21 protein-coding genes and 1 tRNA gene are annotated in these 17945 nt (G+C 73.2%); 6 read left to right on the forward strand and 16 right to left on the reverse strand.

Annotated features, from left to right (window positions below; all coding sequences use genetic code 11):
• Positions 1-61: 61 nt before the first annotated feature.
• The 5 genes from ACVWW9_RS01320 to ACVWW9_RS01340 all read right to left on the reverse strand — a co-directional run bounded on the left by ACVWW9_RS01320 (position 62) and on the right by ACVWW9_RS01340 (position 1830).
• Complete coding sequence (locus ACVWW9_RS01320; RefSeq protein WP_456514084.1) at positions 62-460, reverse strand: DoxX family protein; 399 nt, start codon at positions 458-460, stop codon at positions 62-64.
• Positions 460-858, reverse strand: a complete 399-nt coding sequence (locus ACVWW9_RS01325; RefSeq protein ID WP_123695941.1) for a DUF1304 domain-containing protein — start codon at positions 856-858, stop codon at positions 460-462. The genes ACVWW9_RS01320 and ACVWW9_RS01325 overlap by 1 nt, the downstream gene beginning before the upstream one ends.
• A gap of 34 nt (positions 859-892) precedes the next feature.
• Entirely contained in the window at positions 893-1135 is a 243-nt protein-coding gene (locus ACVWW9_RS01330) for a hypothetical protein (protein WP_456514085.1), read from the reverse strand.
• A gap of 65 nt (positions 1136-1200) precedes the next feature.
• Entirely contained in the window at positions 1201-1614 is a 414-nt protein-coding gene (locus ACVWW9_RS01335; protein WP_456514086.1) for a hypothetical protein, read from the reverse strand.
• 144 nt (positions 1615-1758) lie between these two features.
• Positions 1759-1830, reverse strand: a tRNA-Gln gene (locus ACVWW9_RS01340).
• A 214-nt stretch (positions 1831-2044) separates the two neighbouring features.
• Here ACVWW9_RS01340 and ACVWW9_RS01345 point away from each other — a divergent pair.
• Positions 2045-2599: a DUF5655 domain-containing protein gene (locus ACVWW9_RS01345; RefSeq protein WP_456514087.1), complete on the forward strand. Its 555-nt coding sequence runs from the start codon at positions 2045-2047 to the stop codon at positions 2597-2599.
• Positions 2600-2734: 135 nt separating this feature from the next.
• On the opposite strand, the gene ACVWW9_RS01350 is transcribed toward ACVWW9_RS01345, so the two are convergent.
• The 3 genes from ACVWW9_RS01350 to gltX are packed head-to-tail and all read right to left on the reverse strand — an operon-like array spanning position 2735 to position 5920.
• The gene (locus ACVWW9_RS01350; RefSeq protein WP_456514088.1) at positions 2735-3505 is read right to left on the reverse strand and encodes an ABC transporter permease; all 771 of its coding nucleotides are present in this window, start codon (positions 3503-3505) and stop codon (positions 2735-2737) included.
• Positions 3506-3518: 13 nt separating this feature from the next.
• Positions 3519-4430, reverse strand: a complete 912-nt coding sequence (locus ACVWW9_RS01355; protein ID WP_456514089.1) for an NAD(P)/FAD-dependent oxidoreductase — start codon at positions 4428-4430, stop codon at positions 3519-3521.
• A complete protein-coding gene (gltX, locus tag ACVWW9_RS01360) occupies positions 4430-5920 on the reverse strand; it encodes a glutamate--tRNA ligase (RefSeq protein ID WP_456514090.1) in 1491 nt (496 codons plus the stop codon). Before gltX ends, ACVWW9_RS01355 begins: the two co-directional genes overlap by 1 nt.
• Before the next feature lie 36 nt (positions 5921-5956).
• Here gltX and ACVWW9_RS01365 point away from each other — a divergent pair, with 36 nt between their 5' ends.
• Positions 5957-6652, forward strand: coding sequence for a permease prefix domain 1-containing protein (locus ACVWW9_RS01365; protein ID WP_354259407.1), 696 nt, complete (start codon positions 5957-5959; stop codon positions 6650-6652).
• On the opposite strand, the gene ACVWW9_RS01370 is transcribed toward ACVWW9_RS01365, so the two are convergent.
• From ACVWW9_RS01370 to ACVWW9_RS01390, 5 genes are all read right to left on the reverse strand, one after another.
• Entirely contained in the window at positions 6621-6947 is a 327-nt protein-coding gene (locus ACVWW9_RS01370) for a helix-turn-helix transcriptional regulator (RefSeq protein WP_354259404.1), read from the reverse strand. The two genes, ACVWW9_RS01365 and ACVWW9_RS01370, sit on opposite strands and share 32 nt — an antisense overlap.
• A 122-nt stretch (positions 6948-7069) precedes the next feature.
• Positions 7070-7780 carry a DUF937 domain-containing protein gene (locus ACVWW9_RS01375; RefSeq protein WP_456514091.1) on the reverse strand — a complete coding sequence of 237 codons (711 nt, stop codon included), beginning with the start codon at positions 7778-7780 and terminating at the stop codon, positions 7070-7072.
• A 169-nt stretch (positions 7781-7949) separates the two neighbouring features.
• Entirely contained in the window at positions 7950-8732 is a 783-nt protein-coding gene (locus tag ACVWW9_RS01380) for a fumarylacetoacetate hydrolase family protein (RefSeq protein ID WP_456514092.1), read from the reverse strand.
• On the reverse strand, positions 8732-9820 hold the full coding sequence (locus ACVWW9_RS01385; RefSeq protein ID WP_456514093.1) for a branched-chain amino acid aminotransferase: 1089 nt from the start codon (positions 9818-9820) through the stop codon (positions 8732-8734). Before ACVWW9_RS01385 ends, ACVWW9_RS01380 begins: the two co-directional genes overlap by 1 nt.
• Complete coding sequence (locus ACVWW9_RS01390) at positions 9817-10875, reverse strand: 3-isopropylmalate dehydrogenase (protein WP_354259392.1); 1059 nt, start codon at positions 10873-10875, stop codon at positions 9817-9819. The genes ACVWW9_RS01385 and ACVWW9_RS01390 overlap by 4 nt, the downstream gene beginning before the upstream one ends.
• Positions 10876-11047: 172 nt before the next feature.
• On the opposite strand from ACVWW9_RS01390, the gene ACVWW9_RS01395 reads away from it, so the two are divergent.
• Entirely contained in the window at positions 11048-11305 is a 258-nt protein-coding gene (locus tag ACVWW9_RS01395) for a DUF6458 family protein (RefSeq protein WP_123695954.1), read from the forward strand.
• 72 nt (positions 11306-11377) lie between these two features.
• Here the strand turns inward: ACVWW9_RS01395 and ACVWW9_RS01400 are convergent, their stop codons facing one another.
• Positions 11378-12901, reverse strand: a complete 1524-nt coding sequence (locus ACVWW9_RS01400; protein WP_456514094.1) for an MFS transporter — start codon at positions 12899-12901, stop codon at positions 11378-11380.
• Positions 12902-12995: 94 nt separating this feature from the next.
• Between ACVWW9_RS01400 and ACVWW9_RS01405 the strand changes: the two genes are divergently transcribed.
• Together ACVWW9_RS01405 and ACVWW9_RS01410 are read left to right on the forward strand one after the other, a co-directional pair.
• On the forward strand, positions 12996-13535 hold the full coding sequence (locus ACVWW9_RS01405; RefSeq protein WP_170165476.1) for a TetR/AcrR family transcriptional regulator: 540 nt from the start codon (positions 12996-12998) through the stop codon (positions 13533-13535).
• Between the two features lie 73 nt (positions 13536-13608).
• Positions 13609-14778 carry a sensor histidine kinase gene (locus tag ACVWW9_RS01410; RefSeq protein ID WP_456514095.1) on the forward strand — a complete coding sequence of 390 codons (1170 nt, stop codon included), beginning with the start codon at positions 13609-13611 and terminating at the stop codon, positions 14776-14778.
• A gap of 21 nt (positions 14779-14799) precedes the next feature.
• On the opposite strand, the gene ACVWW9_RS01415 is transcribed toward ACVWW9_RS01410, so the two are convergent.
• Positions 14800-15525 carry an alpha/beta fold hydrolase gene (locus ACVWW9_RS01415; RefSeq protein ID WP_456514096.1) on the reverse strand — a complete coding sequence of 242 codons (726 nt, stop codon included), beginning with the start codon at positions 15523-15525 and terminating at the stop codon, positions 14800-14802.
• Between the two features lie 96 nt (positions 15526-15621).
• Here ACVWW9_RS01415 and ACVWW9_RS01420 point away from each other — a divergent pair, with 96 nt between their 5' ends.
• Entirely contained in the window at positions 15622-16326 is a 705-nt protein-coding gene (locus ACVWW9_RS01420; RefSeq protein WP_456514097.1) for a hypothetical protein, read from the forward strand.
• 18 nt (positions 16327-16344) lie between these two features.
• On the opposite strand, the gene serA is transcribed toward ACVWW9_RS01420, so the two are convergent.
• On the reverse strand, positions 16345-17937 hold the full coding sequence (gene serA, locus ACVWW9_RS01425; RefSeq protein ID WP_354259366.1) for a phosphoglycerate dehydrogenase: 1593 nt from the start codon (positions 17935-17937) through the stop codon (positions 16345-16347).
• Positions 17938-17945 lie beyond the last annotated feature (8 nt).

Genomic DNA, 17945 nt, shown 5'->3' on the forward strand with positions numbered 1-17945 from the left:
TGCTGGACCCCAGATCTCGGGTCCAGCGGCAGGGATCGGGTCCTTCCGTCGCTCGAGTCGGTCAGCGACTGGGCGGCCGCGTCGACCACAGCGCCCACGCGATGAGCACGGGCTGGAAGAAGAGGCGGCCGAAGCGGCGCTCGTCGGTGTCGAGGCCGAAGGCGTCGCGGTGGTGCAGCCACTGCGCGATGTTGCCGGGGAAGACAGCGCCGAAGAACGCAGCGGCCACCTTCCCCACGAGCGGGCGGATGCCGGCGGGCGCGAGCGCGATTGCGGTGCCGAGCGCGATCTCCACGACGCCCGAGGCGAGCACGATGCCGTCCTCGTCGAGGGGCGCGAGCTCGACGACCGTCTCGGGCACCTGCGCCCGGAAGTCGCGGCGCGCGAAGGTGAGGTGGCTGATGCCGGCGAAGACGAGCGCGCCGCCGAGCACGAGCCGGGCGGCGCCGCGGAGCGCCATCACGCAGCCTGCCCGAGCGCGACGAGCCCCGTGATCACGGCGATCGCCGGGAAGAAGCCCTGCACCACCGCGGCGCGGGCCTTCGTGCGGTCGGACATCACGAGGTAGAGCGCGGCGGCGAGCATGATGCCGGTCGCAGCGAGCAGTACCGCGAGTCCGGCGCCGCGCGCTCCGGCGACGATGATCACGACGCCCGCGAGCGCGGCCACGCCGAGCAGCAGGTTGTAGACGCCCTGGTTGGCGGCGAGCTGCTTCGACTGCGCAGCCTGCTGCTCGCTCGTGCCGAAGACGCGTCGCGTGCCCGGCTCCTCCCACCGCAGCGTCTCGAGCACGAAGATGTAGCCGTGGACGGCCGCGGCGAGCGCGGCGGCGATGCAGGCGATGACGGCGAGGTCCATGCGCCGCAGTCTAGGGCGCGAGGGCGCCGCGAGCTCAGTAGCGACGGATGCCCAGCTCGCGCTCCATCTGCGGCGTGCGGTCCGCGAGCAGCAGGAACGCGATGAGGCCGGCGATCGGGAACGCGAGGATCGCGACCGCCCACATCACCTTGGTGATGAGCGCGACGTCCATGCGGAGCAGCTTCCCGACCGCCCAGACGCAGGTCGCCGCCCAGAGCACCATGAGGCCGAGCGGCACCAGCCACCAGGTGATGTCGAAGAACGTGCCCATGGTCATGCTCCCGTCTCGCTCTGGGCATCATGCCACGGCGCGGTCTCTGCGACGAGGGACCGGCGAGCGGGTCAGCCGTCCTCGCGCTCCGGGTTGTCGAGCCGGAAGAAGTTGGACTCCGAGCCGTCGGAGCGGGTCTCCTGGTAGATGAAGTTGAGTCGCCGCTCGTCGAACGTCTCGAACCACTCCTCCCACTCCACGTGGCGCAGCCGGTCGGAGTCGCCGCCGAAGTCGAACCGCAGCACGCCGAGGTGTCCGTCGTGCTCCGTGCCGTCGACCGTCGCCGGCGTCGCGTCGCGAGCCTCCGCCCACGCGCGGATCACGTCGTGGCTCGTGGTCGCGAGGCTGCGGCCGTCGCGCTCCGGCTCGTCGTCGGGCGACGTGACCTCCTGCGAGTACTGCAGCGAGTCCGAAGCTTCTGGCCCGGTGCGGATGTGCCCGCCGTCGGGGCCCGCGCCGCTCGTGGTGTCCGTCTCGTCCGCCATGGTGTCCTCCTCGACCTCTTGGGGGACAGACCACGATGCCGCCACGCGCTCCTCATGTCGAGAGGCGTGTCGAACACCAACGACGAAAGACCTGTGAGACGACGAAAGCCCCCGCGTTGCGGGGGCTTCTTCGGTACTTCAGTGCTGGGGTACCTGGACTCGAACCAAGAACAAAGGTACCAGAAACCTCCGTGTTGCCAATTACACCATACCCCAATGGTCGCGCACCGGAGCGAGCGAGCCAAGAGTCGAGCATAGCGGCTCCCGCGCCAGCGCGCCAATCGTGGCCGCCGCCGACGGCTGCCCGACCCTCCGGTACCGATCTGGGGATGCGCGCCCGCGCGACCCGCAGATCGGTACCGGAGACCGCCGTCGCACCCCGTCGATCTCGTGCGACCACGTGCCGCGGCGCGGCGGTAGCGTCACGCACATGGACGTGGATGCCGCGACGCAGTCGATGATCGACAACATGCCGGCGAAGACCGGCAGGAGCCTCGACGAGTGGTTCGCGGTGCTCGACAGCACGAGCCCCTCCCCGACGAAGCACGGCGAGATCATGGCGCTGCTGAAGGGCGAGCACGGCATGAGCCACGGCTTCGCGAACCTCGTCGCGCTGCGCCACCGCGCGCGGGAGGCCGGGCCGATGACGGCTGATGACCTGGTCGACGCGCAGTACGCGGGTGGCAAGGCGGCGCTGCGGCCCATCCTCGACCGGCTCGCCGCGGCGGCGACGGCACTCGGTGACGACGTCGAGGTCGCGCCGAAGAAGACGAGCGTCTCGCTGCGGCGGCACAAGCAGTTCGCGGTCGTGGAGGCCGCGAGCGCGAAGCGCGTGCGGGTCGGGCTGAACCTGGCGGATGCGCCCGCGAGCGGGCGGCTGCAGATCGCGGGCGGCATGTGCACGCACCGAGTGGACGTGGGGTCGATCGATGAGGTCGACGACGAGCTGCTGGGATGGCTGCGGGCGGCGTACGCGCTGGCGTGAGGCGGGGGTCATTCGTCTCGATACGCGCGGCGGCTGGCGCCGCCGTGCTACTCGACGAGCGGGTGGGGGCGCGGCGGCTGGCGCCGCCGTGCTACTCGACGAGCATGTGGGGGCGCGGCGGCTGGCGCCGCCGTGCTACTCGACGAGCGCGTGGGGCCGGGCCACGGCGGCCGTGCGGTGCGCCGTGAAGGCGAGGATCGAGCCGGTGACGACGCCGGCCGCGACGATGCCGGCCAGCACGATGAGCTGGAACCTGCCGGCCTCGATGGGCGAGAGTCCGGCGAACACCGCACCGACGAACGCCCCGGGCAGCACGACGATGCCCGTCGTCCGCGTCGTGTCGATGATGGGCAGCAGCGCGGTGCGCACCGCCTCACGCGCGAGCGGCGCGATCGAGCGCCGCGGTGTCGCGCCGAGCGCGAGCCAGCCCTCCACCTCGGACCAGTGATCGCGGATCGAGGCATGCAGCACCCGCTGCACGAGGATGCCCATCGTCATCGCATTGCCGATGACGATGCCGCCGACCGCGAGCAGGTACTGCGGCGTGAGCTCGATCGCGGCCGTGCCGAAGACCACGAGCATCACGACGAGCGGGCCAGCGGTGATCGCCGTGGCGAGCAGCAGGACCTCGGCAGCCCTCCCGCCGCTGCGGCGCGCTGCCGTGACGATCGCCGCGACGAGCATCCCCACGAGCCCGAGCGCGACCCAGCGCACGTCTTGGATGATCCCGGTCAGGACGATGCTGAGCAGGGCGAGCTGCACGATGGCGCGCAGGATCGCGACGACGGCCTCGCGCGGCGCCTCGACGCGGAACACGCGCTGCCCGACATAGGCGATGGCAGCGAGGAGCACCAGGGCGACCCCCGTGCGCAGCCAGGATGCGAGGTCGAGCGCGCCGAGGTCCACGCCGTCGCCCGCGTCAGCGCTCGCGGGCGATGAGGTCGCGGTTGATGACCGAAGCGGCGATCGTGCCCGCGCCCGCGGCGACCGCGAGCTGCCGGTAGCCCGGCGTGATGTCGCCGGCGGCGTAGATGCCCTCGACGGAGGCGCGCTGCGACCGGTCGACGACCACGAGCCCGTCGTCGTCGCGCTCGAGGCCGAGCGACTCGGCGAACTCGAGCTGCGGGTGCCACCATGGGCGCACGAAGCCGCCGGTGCGGATGCTGCGCTCGCCGTCGTCGAGGACGATCGCCTGCATGCCGGTCCGGTCGCCCTCGATCGCGGCGATCGGCGTGCGCACGAGCGTCACCCCGTGCTCGGCGAGCCGGGTCGCGCCGGCGTCGTCGACCGCATCCGACCCGTTGGTGAACACGGCGAGGTCGTCGGTGTGGCGGCGGATGACCATGGCGCGCTCGACGAGGTCGGGCGTCTCGCCGATGAGCGCGAGCGCCTGGCCGCGCTTGTCGTAGCCGTCGCAGTCCATGCAGGAGTGCAGGCTCGTGCCGTACCAGGGGCGCACGTGCTTCGAGGCGGGGAGCGTCTCGGAGAGCCCGGTCGCGATGAGCACCGCCGGGGCGCGCGTCTCGCTCTCGGCGCGGGAGCCGGGCTGCTCGGCCTGCACGGCGAAGCCGTCGTCGACGGCGACGATCTGCCGCACGAGGGTGCGCTCGTGCGTCACCGTCGGGTAGCGCAGCACCTCCTCGCGGCCGAGCGAGCGCATCTCGAGCGGCGAGATGCCGTCGCGCGTGATGAAGCCGTGCGACTGCAGCGTCGCCGCGTGCCGCGGGCGGTTCGAGTCGACGAGCGCGACCGTGCGCTGCTGGCGCGCGAGGTTGAGCGATGCGGCGAGGCCAGCGGGTCCGGCGCCGATGACGACGACGTCGACGTCCATCAGACGCTCGCGGCCAGCCGCTCGATGCGCGCGAGCACAGCCTCGCGGCCGAGCAGCTCCATCGACTCGAACAGCGGCGGCGAGATCCGGCGGCCCGTCACAGCCACGCGCAGCGGCGTGAAGGCGAAGCGCGGCTTGATGCCGAGCCCCTCGACGAGCACCTCGCGCAGCACCTGCTCGATGCTCGCGGTGTCGAACGTCTCGAGCTCCTCCAGCGCGCGCCGCGACGCCTCGAGCGCGGCATGCGCGTCGTCGCTGAGGCCCGCCACCGCATCCGCGTCGTGGTGGATGTCCTCGGTGTCGAGGAAGAGGAAGCCCAGCATGTCCTCGGCCTGGCCGAGCAGCTGCATGCGCTCCTGCACGAGCGGGGCCGCCTTGGCGAGGAGCGCACGCTCCTCGTCGCTCGGCGGGCCGCCGAAGACCCGGCCCAGGTAGGGCTCGAGGCGCGCGGCGAACTCGTCGGCTGGGAGTCGGCGCACGTGGTCGCCGTTGATCGACTCCGCCTTCTTGGGGTCGAAGCGCGATGGGTTCGGGTTGACGTTCGCCACGTCGAAGGCGGCGATCAGCTCGTCGCGCGAGAAGACGTCGCGGTCGGGCGCGATCGACCAGCCGAGCAGCGACAGGTAGTTCAGGAGGCCCTCGGGGATGAAGCCGGCCTCGCGGAGCAGGAACAGGTTCGACTGCGGGTCGCGCTTCGAGAGCTTGCGGTTGCCATCGCCCATCACGTAGGGCAGGTGGCCGAAGCGCGGGATCGCCGTCGCGACGCCGATGTCGGCGAGCGCGCGGTAGAGCGCGATCTGGCGCGGCGTCGACGAGAGCAGGTCCTCGCCGCGCAGCACGTGCGTGACGCCCATGAGCGCATCGTCGACCGGGTTCACGAACGTGTACAACGGGGCGCCGTTCGGGCGCACGACCACGAAGTCGGAGAACGAGCCTGCCGGGAAGGTGATCTCGCCGCGCACCAGGTCGTCGAACGAGAGGTCCTCGTCGGGCACGCGCAGGCGGAGGCTCGGCTGGCGACCCTCCGCGCGCAGCGCCTCGCGCTGCGCCTCTGTCAGGTCGCGCTCGAAGTTGTCGTAGCCCTGGCGGGGGTCGCGGCCCTGCTCGCGGTTGCGCGCCTCGATCTCCTCGGCGGTCGCGAACGACTCGTAGAGGTGGCCGGCCTCGCGCAGCCGCTCGATGAGCTCGGCGTAGATCTCGCCGCGCTGCGACTGGCGGTACGGCTCGTGCGGGCCGCCGGTCTCGACGCCCTCGTCCCAGTCGATGCCGAGCCAGCGCATCGCCTCGAGCAGCTGGTCGTACGACTCCTGGCTGTCGCGCGCCGTGTCGGTGTCCTCGATGCGGAAGACGAGCTTGCCGCCGTGGTGCCGCGCGTACGCCCAGTTGAACAGCGCCGTGCGGATCAGGCCGACGTGCGGCGTGCCCGTGGGCGAGGGGCAGAAGCGGACGACGACGTCGCCGCCCGTGGCGGTCGAGAAGGGGACGCTCATGATGGTCCCCATCCTAGGCGTGGGAGGATCGACGCGATGCCCGCCGCCGATCCCATCGCCGACCTGGTCGGATCGCTCGAGCGCGCCGTCGTCGCCTCCGGCCGCCGTCGTCGCGACGTCGTGCGCGAGATCGAGGGCGATCTGCGGGAGGCCGTCGCTGCGCGCACCGCGGCCGGCGTGCCGGAGGGGTCCGCCGCATCCGCCGTCGTCGCCGAGTTCGGCGATCCGGCACCGATCGCCGCCGAGCTCTCGCGCGAGCTGCTCGCCGACGTGGGCCGCCGCTACTCCCCCGCCTCCGCGGGCATCGTCGCCGTGCTCGTCGTCGCGTGGGTCGTCGGCATGACCGCGATCGCCGCGCTGCCCGGCTTCCGCGTGCCGCTCGACGTGGCCTGGATGCTGCCGGTCTCGCGCGCGCTCGACGTCGTGGCGCCGCTCGTCGCGATCGCCGCGACCGTGGGTGCGGTCGCGATCCGCCGCGCCGGCTCGATGCCCGCGCTCGTCGCGGTCGCCGGCCTGCAGCTCGTGCTGGCGGTCGTGCTCGTCGGCGGCGCGATCGCGCTCGCCGTCGCGCTGCCGGTGCCGCCCGCGGGTGCCGCGATCGCGGCCGCGCTCGTCGCGCTCACGGTCGTGCTCGGCACTGCCGTCGGTGCAGGCGCCGGCGTGCTGCTCGTGCGCTTCGCCGCGGTGCGGCTCGGGGCAGCTACGCCTGCGCCTGCCCGAGCACGCGCGTGATGATCGTCGAGGTCGCCGCCCAGTCGTCGCGCTCCGTCGCGAGCGCCGCGGTGCCCGCGGTCGTCAGCCGGTAGACGCGCTTCGAACGACCCTCGGACGCCCACTCCCCCTCGATGAGGCCGCGGCGCTCGAGCCGCTTGAGCGCCGGGTAGACGGTGCCGCTCGGGAAGTCGAGCGCGCCGTCGGAGCGATGCCGGATGCGCTCGATCGCGCCGTAGCCGTGCACCGGTCCTTCGGCGAGCACGCTGAGCAGCATCGCGTCGACGTGGCCGCGGAGCGCATCGGGAGAAGCCATGCGGTCACTCTACGGGAGCCAGCCTGCATATGCAGGCAGGCTCCACCCCGTGCGCCGAGCTTCCCCGAAGTGCGGCTTCGAGCGCGGGAGAGCCGCAGTTCGGGGAAGCTCGGCAGCAGACGTCAGCGCCGGCCGCCGCCGAGGAGCCCGCCGAGGATGTCGCCGAGCGGGCCGAGCGGGCCGCTGCCCTGCTGGCCGCCCTGCTGCGTCGACGATCCACCGCCGAGGATCCCGCCCAGCAGGTCGTCGAGGCCGAAGCCGTCCTGCTGCTGCGCCTGGCCCTGCGGCTGACCGGAGGGCCGACCCTGGGGCTGGCGCTGCGGCACCTGCACAGGCTGCTCCGCGCCCGCGGATCCCTTGCCGAACGGCGAGTCGAAGCCGCCGCCCTGCTGCTCGGCGGGCGCGGGCTGCTGCTGCGCTTGCCCGCGCTGCGACTGACCGTCTCGGCCGAAGAAGCGGTTCGCGATCCAGGCGAGCACCATCGGTGCGACGATCGGCAGCACCTTCTGGATGATGCCGCCGAGCGCGGACCCGCCGCCCGCGGCCCTGGCGATCTGGTCGGCGTTGTCGCCGAAGACGTTCCGCACGATCTTCTCGCCGTCGGCGGTGTCGACGCTGCCCGCGAGCCGCTCATCCAGGTGCCCGGCGTGCGCGCCGAGCGCACCGGCGAGCGACCGCGCGCCCGCGGGGTCGTGGGCGTTCGCCTGCATCCCGCCGACGAGCGCAGGCACGATCGCCTCGATCGCCTGCCGCGCCTCGTCCTCACCGACGCCGGCCTGCTGCGCGATCTGCTGGATCGGCATGCGGCCGAGCAGCTGCTGGATCTCCGACATGGCTCCTCCTCGAGTCCCGGGCGACCGACGCCGCCCTGGGCCCGATGCTAGGCACCGACCCTGAGACCGGACCCCGACCCCGACCGGACCCCCGAACGGCGAACTTCCCCGAACCGCGCGTTTCCGCCGCGGAAACTCGGAGTCTCGGGAAGTTCGGCGGTGTGGAGGGCTAGGCGGGGGTCGCGACCGTCTGCGCGACGACCGGGTTGCGCAGCGTGCCGACGCCCGGCACCTCGACCTCGACCGTCTGGCCTGCGGCGAGCGGGCCGACGCCCTCTGGCGTGCCCATGAGCACGACGTCACCGGGCAGCAGGGTCATGGCCGCGGTGATCCACTCGAGCACCGTCGGCGCGTCGAAGATCCAGTCGCTCGAGACGCCGTCCTGCCGCACCTCACCGTCGACACGGGTGATGAGGCGCAGGTCGTTCCAGTCGGGCTCCGTCTCGATCGCCGGGCCGAGCGGGCAGAACGTGTCGAAGCCCTTCGCGCGCGCCCACTGCTGCTCGCGCCGCTGCAGGTCGCGCGCCGTGACGTCGTTGGCGACCGTGACGCCGAAGACCGCGTGCAGGGCGTTCGCCTTCGTCAGGCGGCGCGCGACGCGGCCGATGACGATCGCGATCTCGCCCTCGAAGTGCACGTCCTGCGACTCCGGCGGCATGACGATCGCGTCGCCCGGGCCGATCACCGACGTGTTCGGCTTCAGGAAGACGAGCGGCTCGGTGGGCACCTCGTTGCCGAGCTCCGCGGCATGCTTCGCGTAGTTGCGGCCGACCGCGACGACCTTCGAGCGCGGGATGACGGGGGCGAGCAGCCGTGCCTCGCCGAGCGGGATCCGCTCCCCCGTCGTGTCGAAGCCGGCGACGATCGGGTCGCCGGTGAGCACGACCAGGGCGTCCTCGTCGACGACGCCGTAGCCGATCCGCTCGCCGTGGGCGAAGCGCGCGACCCGCATCAGCGGGCGCCCGTCAGCTGGACCATCCAGCCGTGCGGATCCTCCGCGCGGCCGTACTGGATGTCCGTGAGCGCCTTGCGGAGCGCGAGCGCGACCGGGCCCGCAGGCGCGTCCGGGTCGCCGATCGTCTCGTCGGGGCTGCGGAGCGCCGCGATCGGCGTGAGCACCGCGGCCGTGCCGCACGCGAACGCCTCGGTGATCGTGCCGTCGGCGACGCCGTCGCGCCACTCGGCGAGCGTGACCGGACGGCGCTCGACCGCGTGCCCGGCATCCGCCGCGAGCTGCAGCAGGGAGTTGCGCGTGACGCCGTCGAGGATCGTGTCGGAGTCGGGCGTGATGAGCGTGCCGTCGGCCTTCACGAGCACGACGTTCATGCCGCCGAGCTCCTCGAGGTCGGTGCCCTCCTCGTTCAGGAAGAGCACCTGCGCGCAGCCGTTCGCGACCGCGAGCTGCGTCGGCAGCAGGCTCGCGGCGTAGTTGCCGCCGCACTTGGCAGCGCCCGTGCCGCCCTTGCCGGCGCGGTTGTACTCACGCGAGAGCCAGATGGAGACGGGCTTCACGCCGCCGGCGAAGTACGGGCCCGCGGGGCTCGCGATGACCATGAACCGCACGGTCTGCGCCGCCCGCACGCCGAGGAAGACCTCGTTGGCGATCATGAACGGCCGGAGGTAGAGCGAGTCCTCGCCGCCGTCGGGCACCCACGCCTCGTCGACCTCGACGAGCCGGCGGATGGCCTCGAGGAAGAGCTCCTCGGGCAGCTGCGGCAGCGCGAGCCGCGCGGCCGAGCGCTGCAGGCGCTGCGCGTTCTGGTCCGGGCGGAACGTCCAGACCGAGCCGTCGTCGCGACGGTAGGCCTTCATCCCCTCGAAGATCTCCTGGCCGTAGTGCAGCACGGCCGAGGCGGGGTCCATGAGCAGCGGCCCGTAGGGCTCGATGCGGGCGTCGTGCCAGCCGCCGTCGGCGGTCCAGTCGATCGACACCATGTGGTCGGTGAAGTGCTTGCCGAAGCCCGGCTCGGCGAGCACGCCGGCGCGGACGTCGTCGGCGACCGGCTCCGCGTTCCGCGTGAGGGTGAACTCGAGTGTCATGCCTGCTCCTTCGAGGTGCGGATGCGGTCGACGATGGCGTCGCCGACCTCATGGGTTGCGCGGCTCGCGCCGCCGCGGGCGTCGACGTCGGCGTCGACCGCGTCGCGGATGCGCCGGCCGGCGTCGGGGTGGCCGGAGTGCTCGAGCAGCAGCGCCGCCGAGAGGATCGCGGCCGTCGGGTCGGCGATCGCGCGACCGGCGATGTCGGGCGCGGAGCCGTGCACGGGCTCGAACATGCTCGGGAACTCGCCCGAGGGGTTGAGGTTGCCGGATGCGGCCATACCGATGCCGCCGCCGACGGCGCCGGCGAGGTCGGTGAGGATGTCGCCGAACAGGTTGTCGGTGACGATCACGTCGAAGCGGCTCGGGCGGTCGACGAGGAAGATGGTCGCCGCGTCGACGTGCAGGTAGTCGACCGCGACATCCGGGTGCTCGGCCGCGACGGCGTCGACGATGCGCTGCCACAGCCCGCCGGCGTGCACGAGCACGTTCTTCTTGTGCACGAGCGTGAGCCGACGGTCGCGCTGCTCGGCGAGCTCGAACGCGAAGCGCACCACGCGCTCCACGCCGAACGCGGTGTTCACGCTCGTCTCGTTCGCGATCTCGTGGGGCGTGCCGGTGCGCAGCGATCCGCCGTTGCCGACGTAGGGGCCCTCGGTGCCCTCGCGCACGACCACGAAGTCGATGTCGCCCGGGTCGCGGAGCGGGCTCGCGACCTTCGGGTGCAGGCGGGTGGGGCGCAGGTTGACGTGGTGGTCGAAGGCGAAGCGCAGCCGCAGCAGCAGGCCGCGCTCGATGATGCCGCCGGCGAGGCGGGCATCCGCGGGGTCGCCGCCGACCGCGCCGAGCAGGATCGCGTCGTGGTGCCGGAGCCGCTCGAGCGTCGCGTCGTCGAGGATCTCGCCGGTCTCGAGGTAGTGGGCGGCGCCGAGCTCGTACTCGGTCTCGACCAGCTCGACCCCGTCGAGGGCGGCGCGCATGGCCCGCCTGGCCTCGAGGGTGACCTCGGGGCCGATGCCGTCTCCTGCGATGACCGCGAGGCGCAGCTGCTGCACTCTTCCTCCCTGGGGCGCACCGTGTGCGCGTCGACCGGCAGCGCCGCATCCGCGCGGGCCGCGCGCTCCAGCCTAGCCGCGCCGATGTTCGCACCCGCGTCCCAGCCTGCGCGCAGTACATTCGCCCCACAGGCCGCCTGGTCCCTGGCGTCCGCAACGAACGGAGAGCACCTTGAGCATCGGCTTCGGCATCTTCCTCATGGCCGTCGGCGCGATCATCGCCTGGGCGGTCCCCGCCCTGTGGCAGGTCGAAGGCGCCAACTGGGCCCTGATCGGCTACATCCTGCTGGGCGCCGGCGCGCTCGTCACCCTCATCGGCATCATCATGGCCGCCCGCTCGGGGCGGACGTCGCAGGTCTCGCGCTCGAGCGTCGACCCCGCCTCCGGCACGCGCGTCGAGCGCACCGAGCGCCGCGACGACGTCATCTGACCATCATCTGACGCACGAGAGGAGGGGTGCTGCCGTGAGGCGGCACCCCTCCTCGCTCGTCGGGCGCTGCGGTCAGGCCCTCCGCAGCGTGCGCAGCGCGACCACGATCGCGATCGCCATGAGCGCGGCGCCGGTGAGGGCCGTCGCGAGCGCGCCGTCGTCGAACGCCGTCATCGCAGCCTGCGCGAGGGCATCGCCGAGCGGCACGGGGAGGCCGTCGGCCACGTCGAGCGCGCCGGCGAGGGTCTCCCGGGCTGCGGCGCCGTCGGCGGCCCCCACCCCCTCGGGGATCACGAGCGACGAGCGGTAGACGGCGCTCACGACGCCGCCCAGCACGGCCGTGCCGAGCACCGCGCCGAGCTCGTACGCGGTCTCCGAGACCGCGCTCGCCGCGCCCGCGCGCTCCGGTGGCGCCGTGCTCACGACGATCTCGTTCGACAGGGTCTCCGCCGCGCCGACGCCCGCGCCCAGCAGGCCGTAGGCGACCGCCACGAGCAGCGGCGACAGCGCGTCGCCGCTCAGGGCGACCACGAGGTAGCCCGCCGTCGAGCTCGCGAGCCCGAGCGCGACCACCCGGTGCGCGGGCATGTGCCGCACGAGCACGACCACCCCGAGGCCCGTGCCGACCATCGCGATCGTGCCGGGCACGAGCAGCAGCGCGGCGTCGAGCGTCGAGAGCCCCTCGACGAGCTGGAGGTGCTGCGTGAGGAAGAACAGCGCGCCGACGAGCGCCATGACGCTCAGCAGGTTGATGGCGATGGCGCCCGAGAACGCGGGGATGCGCAGCAGGTCGATGTCGAGCATCGGTGCGGCCGACGACCGCATCCGCCGCACGAACAGCCAGCCGGCCACGACCGCCACGACCGCCATGCCCACGGCGATGAGGTCGAGCCCGTCGACCGCGACGTGCTTGATGCCGGCGGCCAGCGCCCCGAGGGCGACGATCGACAGCACGATGCCGATGGGGTCGAGCCTGCCCGGGTTCGGGTCGCGGCTCTCGCGCACGAGGAGCGGCGCGAGCACGAGCAGCGGCAGCAGCACCGGCACCGCCATGAGGAACACCGAGCCCCACGCGAAGTGCTCGAGCAGCAGGCCGCCGACCGTCGGGCCGAGCGCGCTGCCGACCGAGAAGGCGGTCGCCCAGACGGCGATCGCGAGCCGCCGGTCGCCGCGGTGCGGGAACGTCGAGCGGATGAGCGAGAGCGTCGACGGCATGAGCATGGCGCCGAAGAAGCCGAGCGCCGCGCGGGCCGCGATGAGCGCGGGGGCGGTGGGCGCGAAGGCCGCGAGCACCGAGACGAGCGCGAAGCCGGTCGCGCCGATGAGCAGCATCCGGCGGCGGCCGAAGCGGTCGCCGATGCCGCCCATCGCGACGAGCAGGCCGGCGAGCACGAGCGAGTAGGCGTCGACGATCCACAGCTGCTGCGCCGCGGTCGGCTCGAGGTCGAGCGCGATCTGCGGCAGGGCGAAGCCCAGCACGGTGTTGTCGATCGCGATCAGCAGCACCGGGAGCATGAGCACGACGAGCGCCGCCCACTCGCGACGACCGGCTCGCTGCTCGCTCGCCTGGTCGGTCGCCCGCTGCTGGATGTCCATGATCGCTCTCCGTCCGGTTCGCCGGCGCGCGGATGGGCGCCGACCGCTTTACTGTACCGTCTGGACGGTTTGTGGACAAGGGTATGCTCGCTGCATGGCCCGCGACGCATCCGGCACCGTCCGAGAGCAGCTGCTCGACGCCTACGTCGCGATCCTCATCGACGAGGGCGAGCGGGCGGCGACCGTGCAGGCCGTCGCGCAGCGCGGCGGGGTCTCGAAGGGCGGGCTGCTCTACCACTTCGGCTCGAAGGCCGCGCTCGAGGCGGGGCTCATCGAGCGCTTCCGCGAGCTCGGCGCTGCGGACGTCGAGGCGCTGCGCGGCGCCGACGACATCGTCGCGACCTTCCTGCGCACCTCGGTCGCCGCCGACAGCAGCCTCGACCGCGCGACCGTCGCGCTCGTGCGCATCGCCCAGTCCCCCGCCGGCGCGGCTGCGCGCGCGGCCCTGCAGCGGCTCGACGACGAGTACGTCGCGGCGATCGCCGAGCGGCTCGGCGACGAGGAGCTCGCGCTGACCGTCGTGCTGCTCGCCGACGGCGTCTACTTCCGCTCAGCGCTCGGCGCCGTCGAGCCGACGCGCGCCGGCGAGGAGATCGAGCTGCTCGTGCGCGTCGCCCGACGACTCGGCGCCTGAGCGGCGACTCCCCCATCGCTCGGTACCCTGGGCACACCAGGGGCGGCCATCGCGCTGCAGGAGAGGATCGTGCGTGCGCACTGCCGACGACATCACCCGCCGTGAGGCGATCGCCGAGTATCGCGTGGTGGGTCAGCCGCCCGAGCCCGACCTCGAGGGCCTCGTGCAGCTCGCGGCATCGATCTGCGGCGTCTCGACCGCGGTCATCAACATCATCGACGACCGCAGCCAGCACCAGATCGCGGCGGTCGGCTTCGAGCCCAACGTCTGCGCGCGCGAGGACTCGATGTGCGCGGTGGTGTTCCGCCACCCCGGGCACGTCGTCGTGCCGGACGCACGGGTCGACGATCGCTTCCGCGACAACCCCTTCGTCACCGGTGAGATCGCCGACGTGCGCTTCTACGCCTCGAGCCCGCTCATCACCCCGGCCGGCGTGCCGATCGGCACGCTCTGCGTCTTCGACGAGGAGGTGCGCGAGCTCAGCGAGCAGGACAGCCGCGCGCTCGCGCTGCTCGCCCGGCAGGTGATCGACGTGCTCGAGCTGCGGCGCATCACGCGCGAGCTCGGCCGCTCGAACGAGCAGCTCGCGCACTTCGCCGGCCAGGTGAGCCACGACCTGCGCAACCCGCTCACGGCGCTCGTCGGCTTCCTCGAGCTCGCCTCCGACGGCCTCGAGTCCGCCGACGCGGGGCTCGTGGCCGAGGCGCTCGAGCGCGCGGACGGCGCGGCCGGCCGGATGGGCGACCTCGTCGCCGACCTGCTGGACTTCGCGCGCGTCGGCGGCAGGCCGCGCCGCAGCGCCATCGACCTCGACTCGCTCCTGCACGACGTGGTGGACGACCTCGACGCCCCCATCCGGGCATCCCGGGCGACGATCGACGTCGGGGAGCTGCCCCGCATCAGCGGCGACGCGACGCAGCTGCGCGCGCTCATGCAGAACCTGCTCGCGAACGCGCTCAAGTTCAGCGCCGCCGGTGGTGCGCAGCCCACCATCCAGGTGCGCGCGCACGAGCTCACCGCGGGCTGGCGGATCACCGTCGACGACGACGGCCCGGGCGTGCCCGCCGAGCAGCGCGAGCGGGTCTTCGGCCTGCTCGAGCGCGGCGAGGGCGCCGACGTCGAGGGGCTCGGGATCGGCCTCTCGACGTGCCGCCGGATCGTCGAGGCGCACGGCGGCCGCATCGGCATCGACGATGCCGAGCTCGGCGGCGCGAGCGTCTGGGTGGTCCTGCCGCAGCAGTGAGGAAGTCGGTCTCGACCGGGATCAGCGCTGCGCGGCAGCGCGGGCTGCGACGTCGATGATCGCGGCGAGCTCCACCGGCTTCGACCACATCGGCCAGTGGCCGGTCGGCAGGTCGACGAGGGTGAGCGCCCGGTGCTCGAGCACGCCTGCGAGGAACGGCACGCCCTGCTCGGCGTAGGCGCGGTAGTCGGCCGCCGAGAACGCGGTGCAGACGATCGTGGCGGGCACCTCGAGCCGCCGGTCGTCGGTGAGCGAGACCGCCTCGCGCACGACGCCACCGGGCTCCGGCACCGCCCTGCTGCGGAACTCGTCCAGCTGCGCGAGCGTGAGGTCGCGCATCGAGCCCTGCTCCATCTCGTCGTCCCACGCGGCGTCGAGCGGCATCGCCTCGCCCTCGAACGACGCATCCATCGCCGCGCCGTCGACGACCGGCGCGGTGTCGACCCAGACCGTCCCGGCGATGCGGTCGACGTGACGGTCGACGGCGACGGTCGCGGGGATCGCCGCGCCGCTGTGCGCGACGAGCAGCACGGGGCGGTCGCCCTCGATCGCTGCCTCGATGGCGGCGACGTGGTCGTCGAGCGAGACGTCGCCGCGGGCGGCGTGGTCGGGCTCGAGCCCGGGGAGCGTGAGCGCGACGACCTCGTCGCCCTGCCCGCGCAGCAGCTCGGCGACCTCGTCCCAGGCCCAGGCGCCGAGCCAGAAGCCGGGGACGAGCACGATGCGGACGGGTGTGGTGGAGTCCATGCCCGCGACGCTAGCCGGGCGCGCTGACACCGCGCCAGTGGGGACTGTCCCGTCGAGCACCGCGGGCGTATCCTGCGGGCGTCTGAGGGGGTCGTCATGGCCTGGTCGAGATCGGCACTCGTGCTGGCCGTGCTGCTCTCGGTGCTGACCGGGTGCACGGCTCCTCCGCCCTCGCCCACGCCGTCGGATCCCCCACCGACCGAGGCCGCCTCCGCGAACCCGCTGCCGTCCCAGGATGCGACGCCGCCCGTGGGCCCGACGCCCCGGGTGGACCCCGCGCCGTCCGCATCCGCCGGCCCGAGCAGCTGGCCCACCTACGTCTCGACGCGCTACGGCTTCCGGATCGGCCACCCGCCGGGCTGGCGCCTCGAGCCGTCGCAGCGGGCCTGGACCATGGAGGTCGACGCGGCGGACTGGGACAGCGTCGCGCACGAGTCCTTCTGGTCGCCGCACGGCGACGTGCGGGTCAGCGCGTGGGCCGTGCCGTTCCGCGGTGAGGCGTCGATGCTCGCGGTCGAGCGATGGGCCCAGCAGCTGTGCCACGAGAGCGGCAACAGCGACTGCGCGACGATCGGCCAGCGGGCGGTGCGGCTCTGCAGTGAACGCCGCGCCTGCCATCCGGGCCTGCTGGTGCCCTTCGACACCGACGTCCACGCGTTCTTCGTCGGCGGTCCGCACGCCGACCGGATGACCGTCGTCGCCGTCTGGCGGCCCGCCGACTGGTCGTCCGACCGGAACGGCAGCGCGCGCGACCTGCTCGCCGCGTTCCTCTCGACGATGGACGTGCGGCCGCTGACCTAGGCCGGCTGGCCCGCCGGCTCAGAGCGCGCGGATGCCGATCTGACGGATCGTCGTCGCCTCGATGGCGCTGCCGACCTGCTCGACGAGCTCGTCGGGCGCCGCCTGGTCGATCGTGATGATCGAGAGCGCGTCGCCGCCCGCGGAGGTGCGGGCGATCTGCATGCCGGCGATGTTGATCTGCGCCTCGCCGAACGCGGCGCCGTAGGCGGCCACGATGCCGGGCCGGTCGACGTACTCCATGACGACGAAGTGGTCGGCCATCGGCACCTCGACCGACTGGCCGTTGACGCCGACGATCTTCTCGACCTGCTTCGGGCCCGTCAGGGTGCCCTCGACGCTCACGCGGCGGCCGTCGCTCGTCGCGGCGACGACCTCGACGACGTTGCGGTACTCCTCGCTGCGCTCGTCGGCGGTCAGCGCGCTCGTCACGCCGCGCGACTCCGCGATGACCGGCGCGTTCACGAAGGTCACCTGCTCGCTCACGATCGACGAGAAGAAGCCCTTGAGCGCCGCGAGGCGCAGCACCTTGACGTCGTAGCCGGCGAGCTCGCCGTGGACCGCGACGTCGACAGCCTCGACGGGGCCCGCCGCGAGGCCGGCGACGAACTGGCCGAGCCGCTCGGCGAGCGGGATGCCGGGACGCACGTACTCGTCGATGATGCCGCCGGCGACGTTCACGGCATCCGGCACGAGGTCGCCGGAGAGCGCGAGCCGCACGGAGCGGGCGACGGCGACGCCGGCCTTCTCCTGCGCCTCGTCGGTCGAGGCGCCGAGGTGCGGCGTGACCTGGATGTTCGGGGCGCTCGTGAGCGCGTCGTCCTTCGGCGGCTCGGAGACGAAGACGTCGATCCCGGCGCCGGCGATGCGGCCCTCGCGCAGGGCGGTCGCGAGCGCCGCCTCGTCGATGATGCCGCCGCGCGAGGCGTTCACGATGCGGAGCGAGGGCTTCGCGAGCGCGAACTGCGCCTCGCCGATGAGGCCGACCGTCTCGGGCGTGCGCGGGATGTGGATGGTGATGAAGTCGCTCTCGGCCATCAGCTCGTCGAGCGAGCGCAGCTCGACGCCGAGCTGCGCGGCGCGGGCCGGGCTGACGAACGGGTCGAAGGCGATGAGCTTCGTGCCGAAGGCGGCGAGGCGCTCGGCGACGAGCACGCCGATGCGGCCGAGGCCGACGATGCCGACCGTCTTCTCGTAGAGCTCGACGCCCGTGTAGGCGCTGCGCTTCCACTCGCCGCGCTTGAGCGAGGCGTCAGCGGCGGGGATGTGCCGGGCGAGGCCGAGCAGGTGCGCGATGGCGAGCTCGGCGGCCGAGACGATGTTCGAGGTCGGCGCGTTGACGACCATGACGCCCGCGGCGGTGGCGGCGGGGATCTCGACGTTGTCGAGGCCGACGCCGGCGCGGGCGATCACCTTGAGCTGCGGCGCGTGCGCGATCGCCTCGGCGTCGAGCTGCGTGGCGCTGCGGACGAGCACGGCGGATGCGTCGGCGAGGGCGGCGAAGAGCGCCTCCCGGTCGGTGCCGTCAACCTGGCGGATGTCGAAGTCGGGCCCGAGGGCGTCGACGGTCGCGGCCGAGAGCTCCTCGGCGATCAGGACGACGGGCTTGGACATGGGGACTC

Source organism: Agrococcus sp. UYP33 (assembly GCF_054060915.1).

What these genes read in the sequence shown, in the direction of transcription:
- ACVWW9_RS01320 (WP_456514084.1), bottom strand. Translation starts at nt 460, where the DNA reads ATGGCGCTCCGCGGCGCCGCCCGGCTCGTGCTCGGCGGCGCGCTCGTC.
- ACVWW9_RS01325 (WP_123695941.1), bottom strand. Translation starts at nt 858, where the DNA reads ATGGACCTCGCCGTCATCGCCTGCATCGCCGCCGCGCTCGCCGCGGCC.
- ACVWW9_RS01330 (WP_456514085.1), bottom strand. Translation starts at nt 1,135, where the DNA reads ATGACCATGGGCACGTTCTTCGACATCACCTGGTGGCTGGTGCCGCTC.
- ACVWW9_RS01335 (WP_456514086.1), bottom strand. Translation starts at nt 1,614, where the DNA reads ATGGCGGACGAGACGGACACCACGAGCGGCGCGGGCCCCGACGGCGGG.
- ACVWW9_RS01345 (WP_456514087.1), top strand. Translation starts at nt 2,045, where the DNA reads ATGGACGTGGATGCCGCGACGCAGTCGATGATCGACAACATGCCGGCG.
- ACVWW9_RS01355 (WP_456514089.1), bottom strand. Translation starts at nt 4,430, where the DNA reads ATGGACGTCGACGTCGTCGTCATCGGCGCCGGACCCGCTGGCCTCGCC.
- gltX (WP_456514090.1), bottom strand. Translation starts at nt 5,920, where the DNA reads ATGAGCGTCCCCTTCTCGACCGCCACGGGCGGCGACGTCGTCGTCCGC.
- ACVWW9_RS01365 (WP_354259407.1), top strand. Translation starts at nt 5,957, where the DNA reads ATGCCCGCCGCCGATCCCATCGCCGACCTGGTCGGATCGCTCGAGCGC.
- ACVWW9_RS01370 (WP_354259404.1), bottom strand. Translation starts at nt 6,947, where the DNA reads ATGGCTTCTCCCGATGCGCTCCGCGGCCACGTCGACGCGATGCTGCTC.
- ACVWW9_RS01375 (WP_456514091.1), bottom strand. Translation starts at nt 7,780, where the DNA reads ATGTCGGAGATCCAGCAGCTGCTCGGCCGCATGCCGATCCAGCAGATC.
- ACVWW9_RS01380 (WP_456514092.1), bottom strand. Translation starts at nt 8,732, where the DNA reads ATGCGGGTCGCGCGCTTCGCCCACGGCGAGCGGATCGGCTACGGCGTC.
- ACVWW9_RS01385 (WP_456514093.1), bottom strand. Translation starts at nt 9,820, where the DNA reads ATGACACTCGAGTTCACCCTCACGCGGAACGCGGAGCCGGTCGCCGAC.
- ACVWW9_RS01400 (WP_456514094.1), bottom strand. Translation starts at nt 12,901, where the DNA reads ATGGACATCCAGCAGCGGGCGACCGACCAGGCGAGCGAGCAGCGAGCC.
- ACVWW9_RS01405 (WP_170165476.1), top strand. Translation starts at nt 12,996, where the DNA reads ATGGCCCGCGACGCATCCGGCACCGTCCGAGAGCAGCTGCTCGACGCC.
- ACVWW9_RS01415 (WP_456514096.1), bottom strand. Translation starts at nt 15,525, where the DNA reads ATGGACTCCACCACACCCGTCCGCATCGTGCTCGTCCCCGGCTTCTGG.
- ACVWW9_RS01420 (WP_456514097.1), top strand. Translation starts at nt 15,622, where the DNA reads ATGGCCTGGTCGAGATCGGCACTCGTGCTGGCCGTGCTGCTCTCGGTG.
- serA (WP_354259366.1), bottom strand. Translation starts at nt 17,937, where the DNA reads ATGTCCAAGCCCGTCGTCCTGATCGCCGAGGAGCTCTCGGCCGCGACC.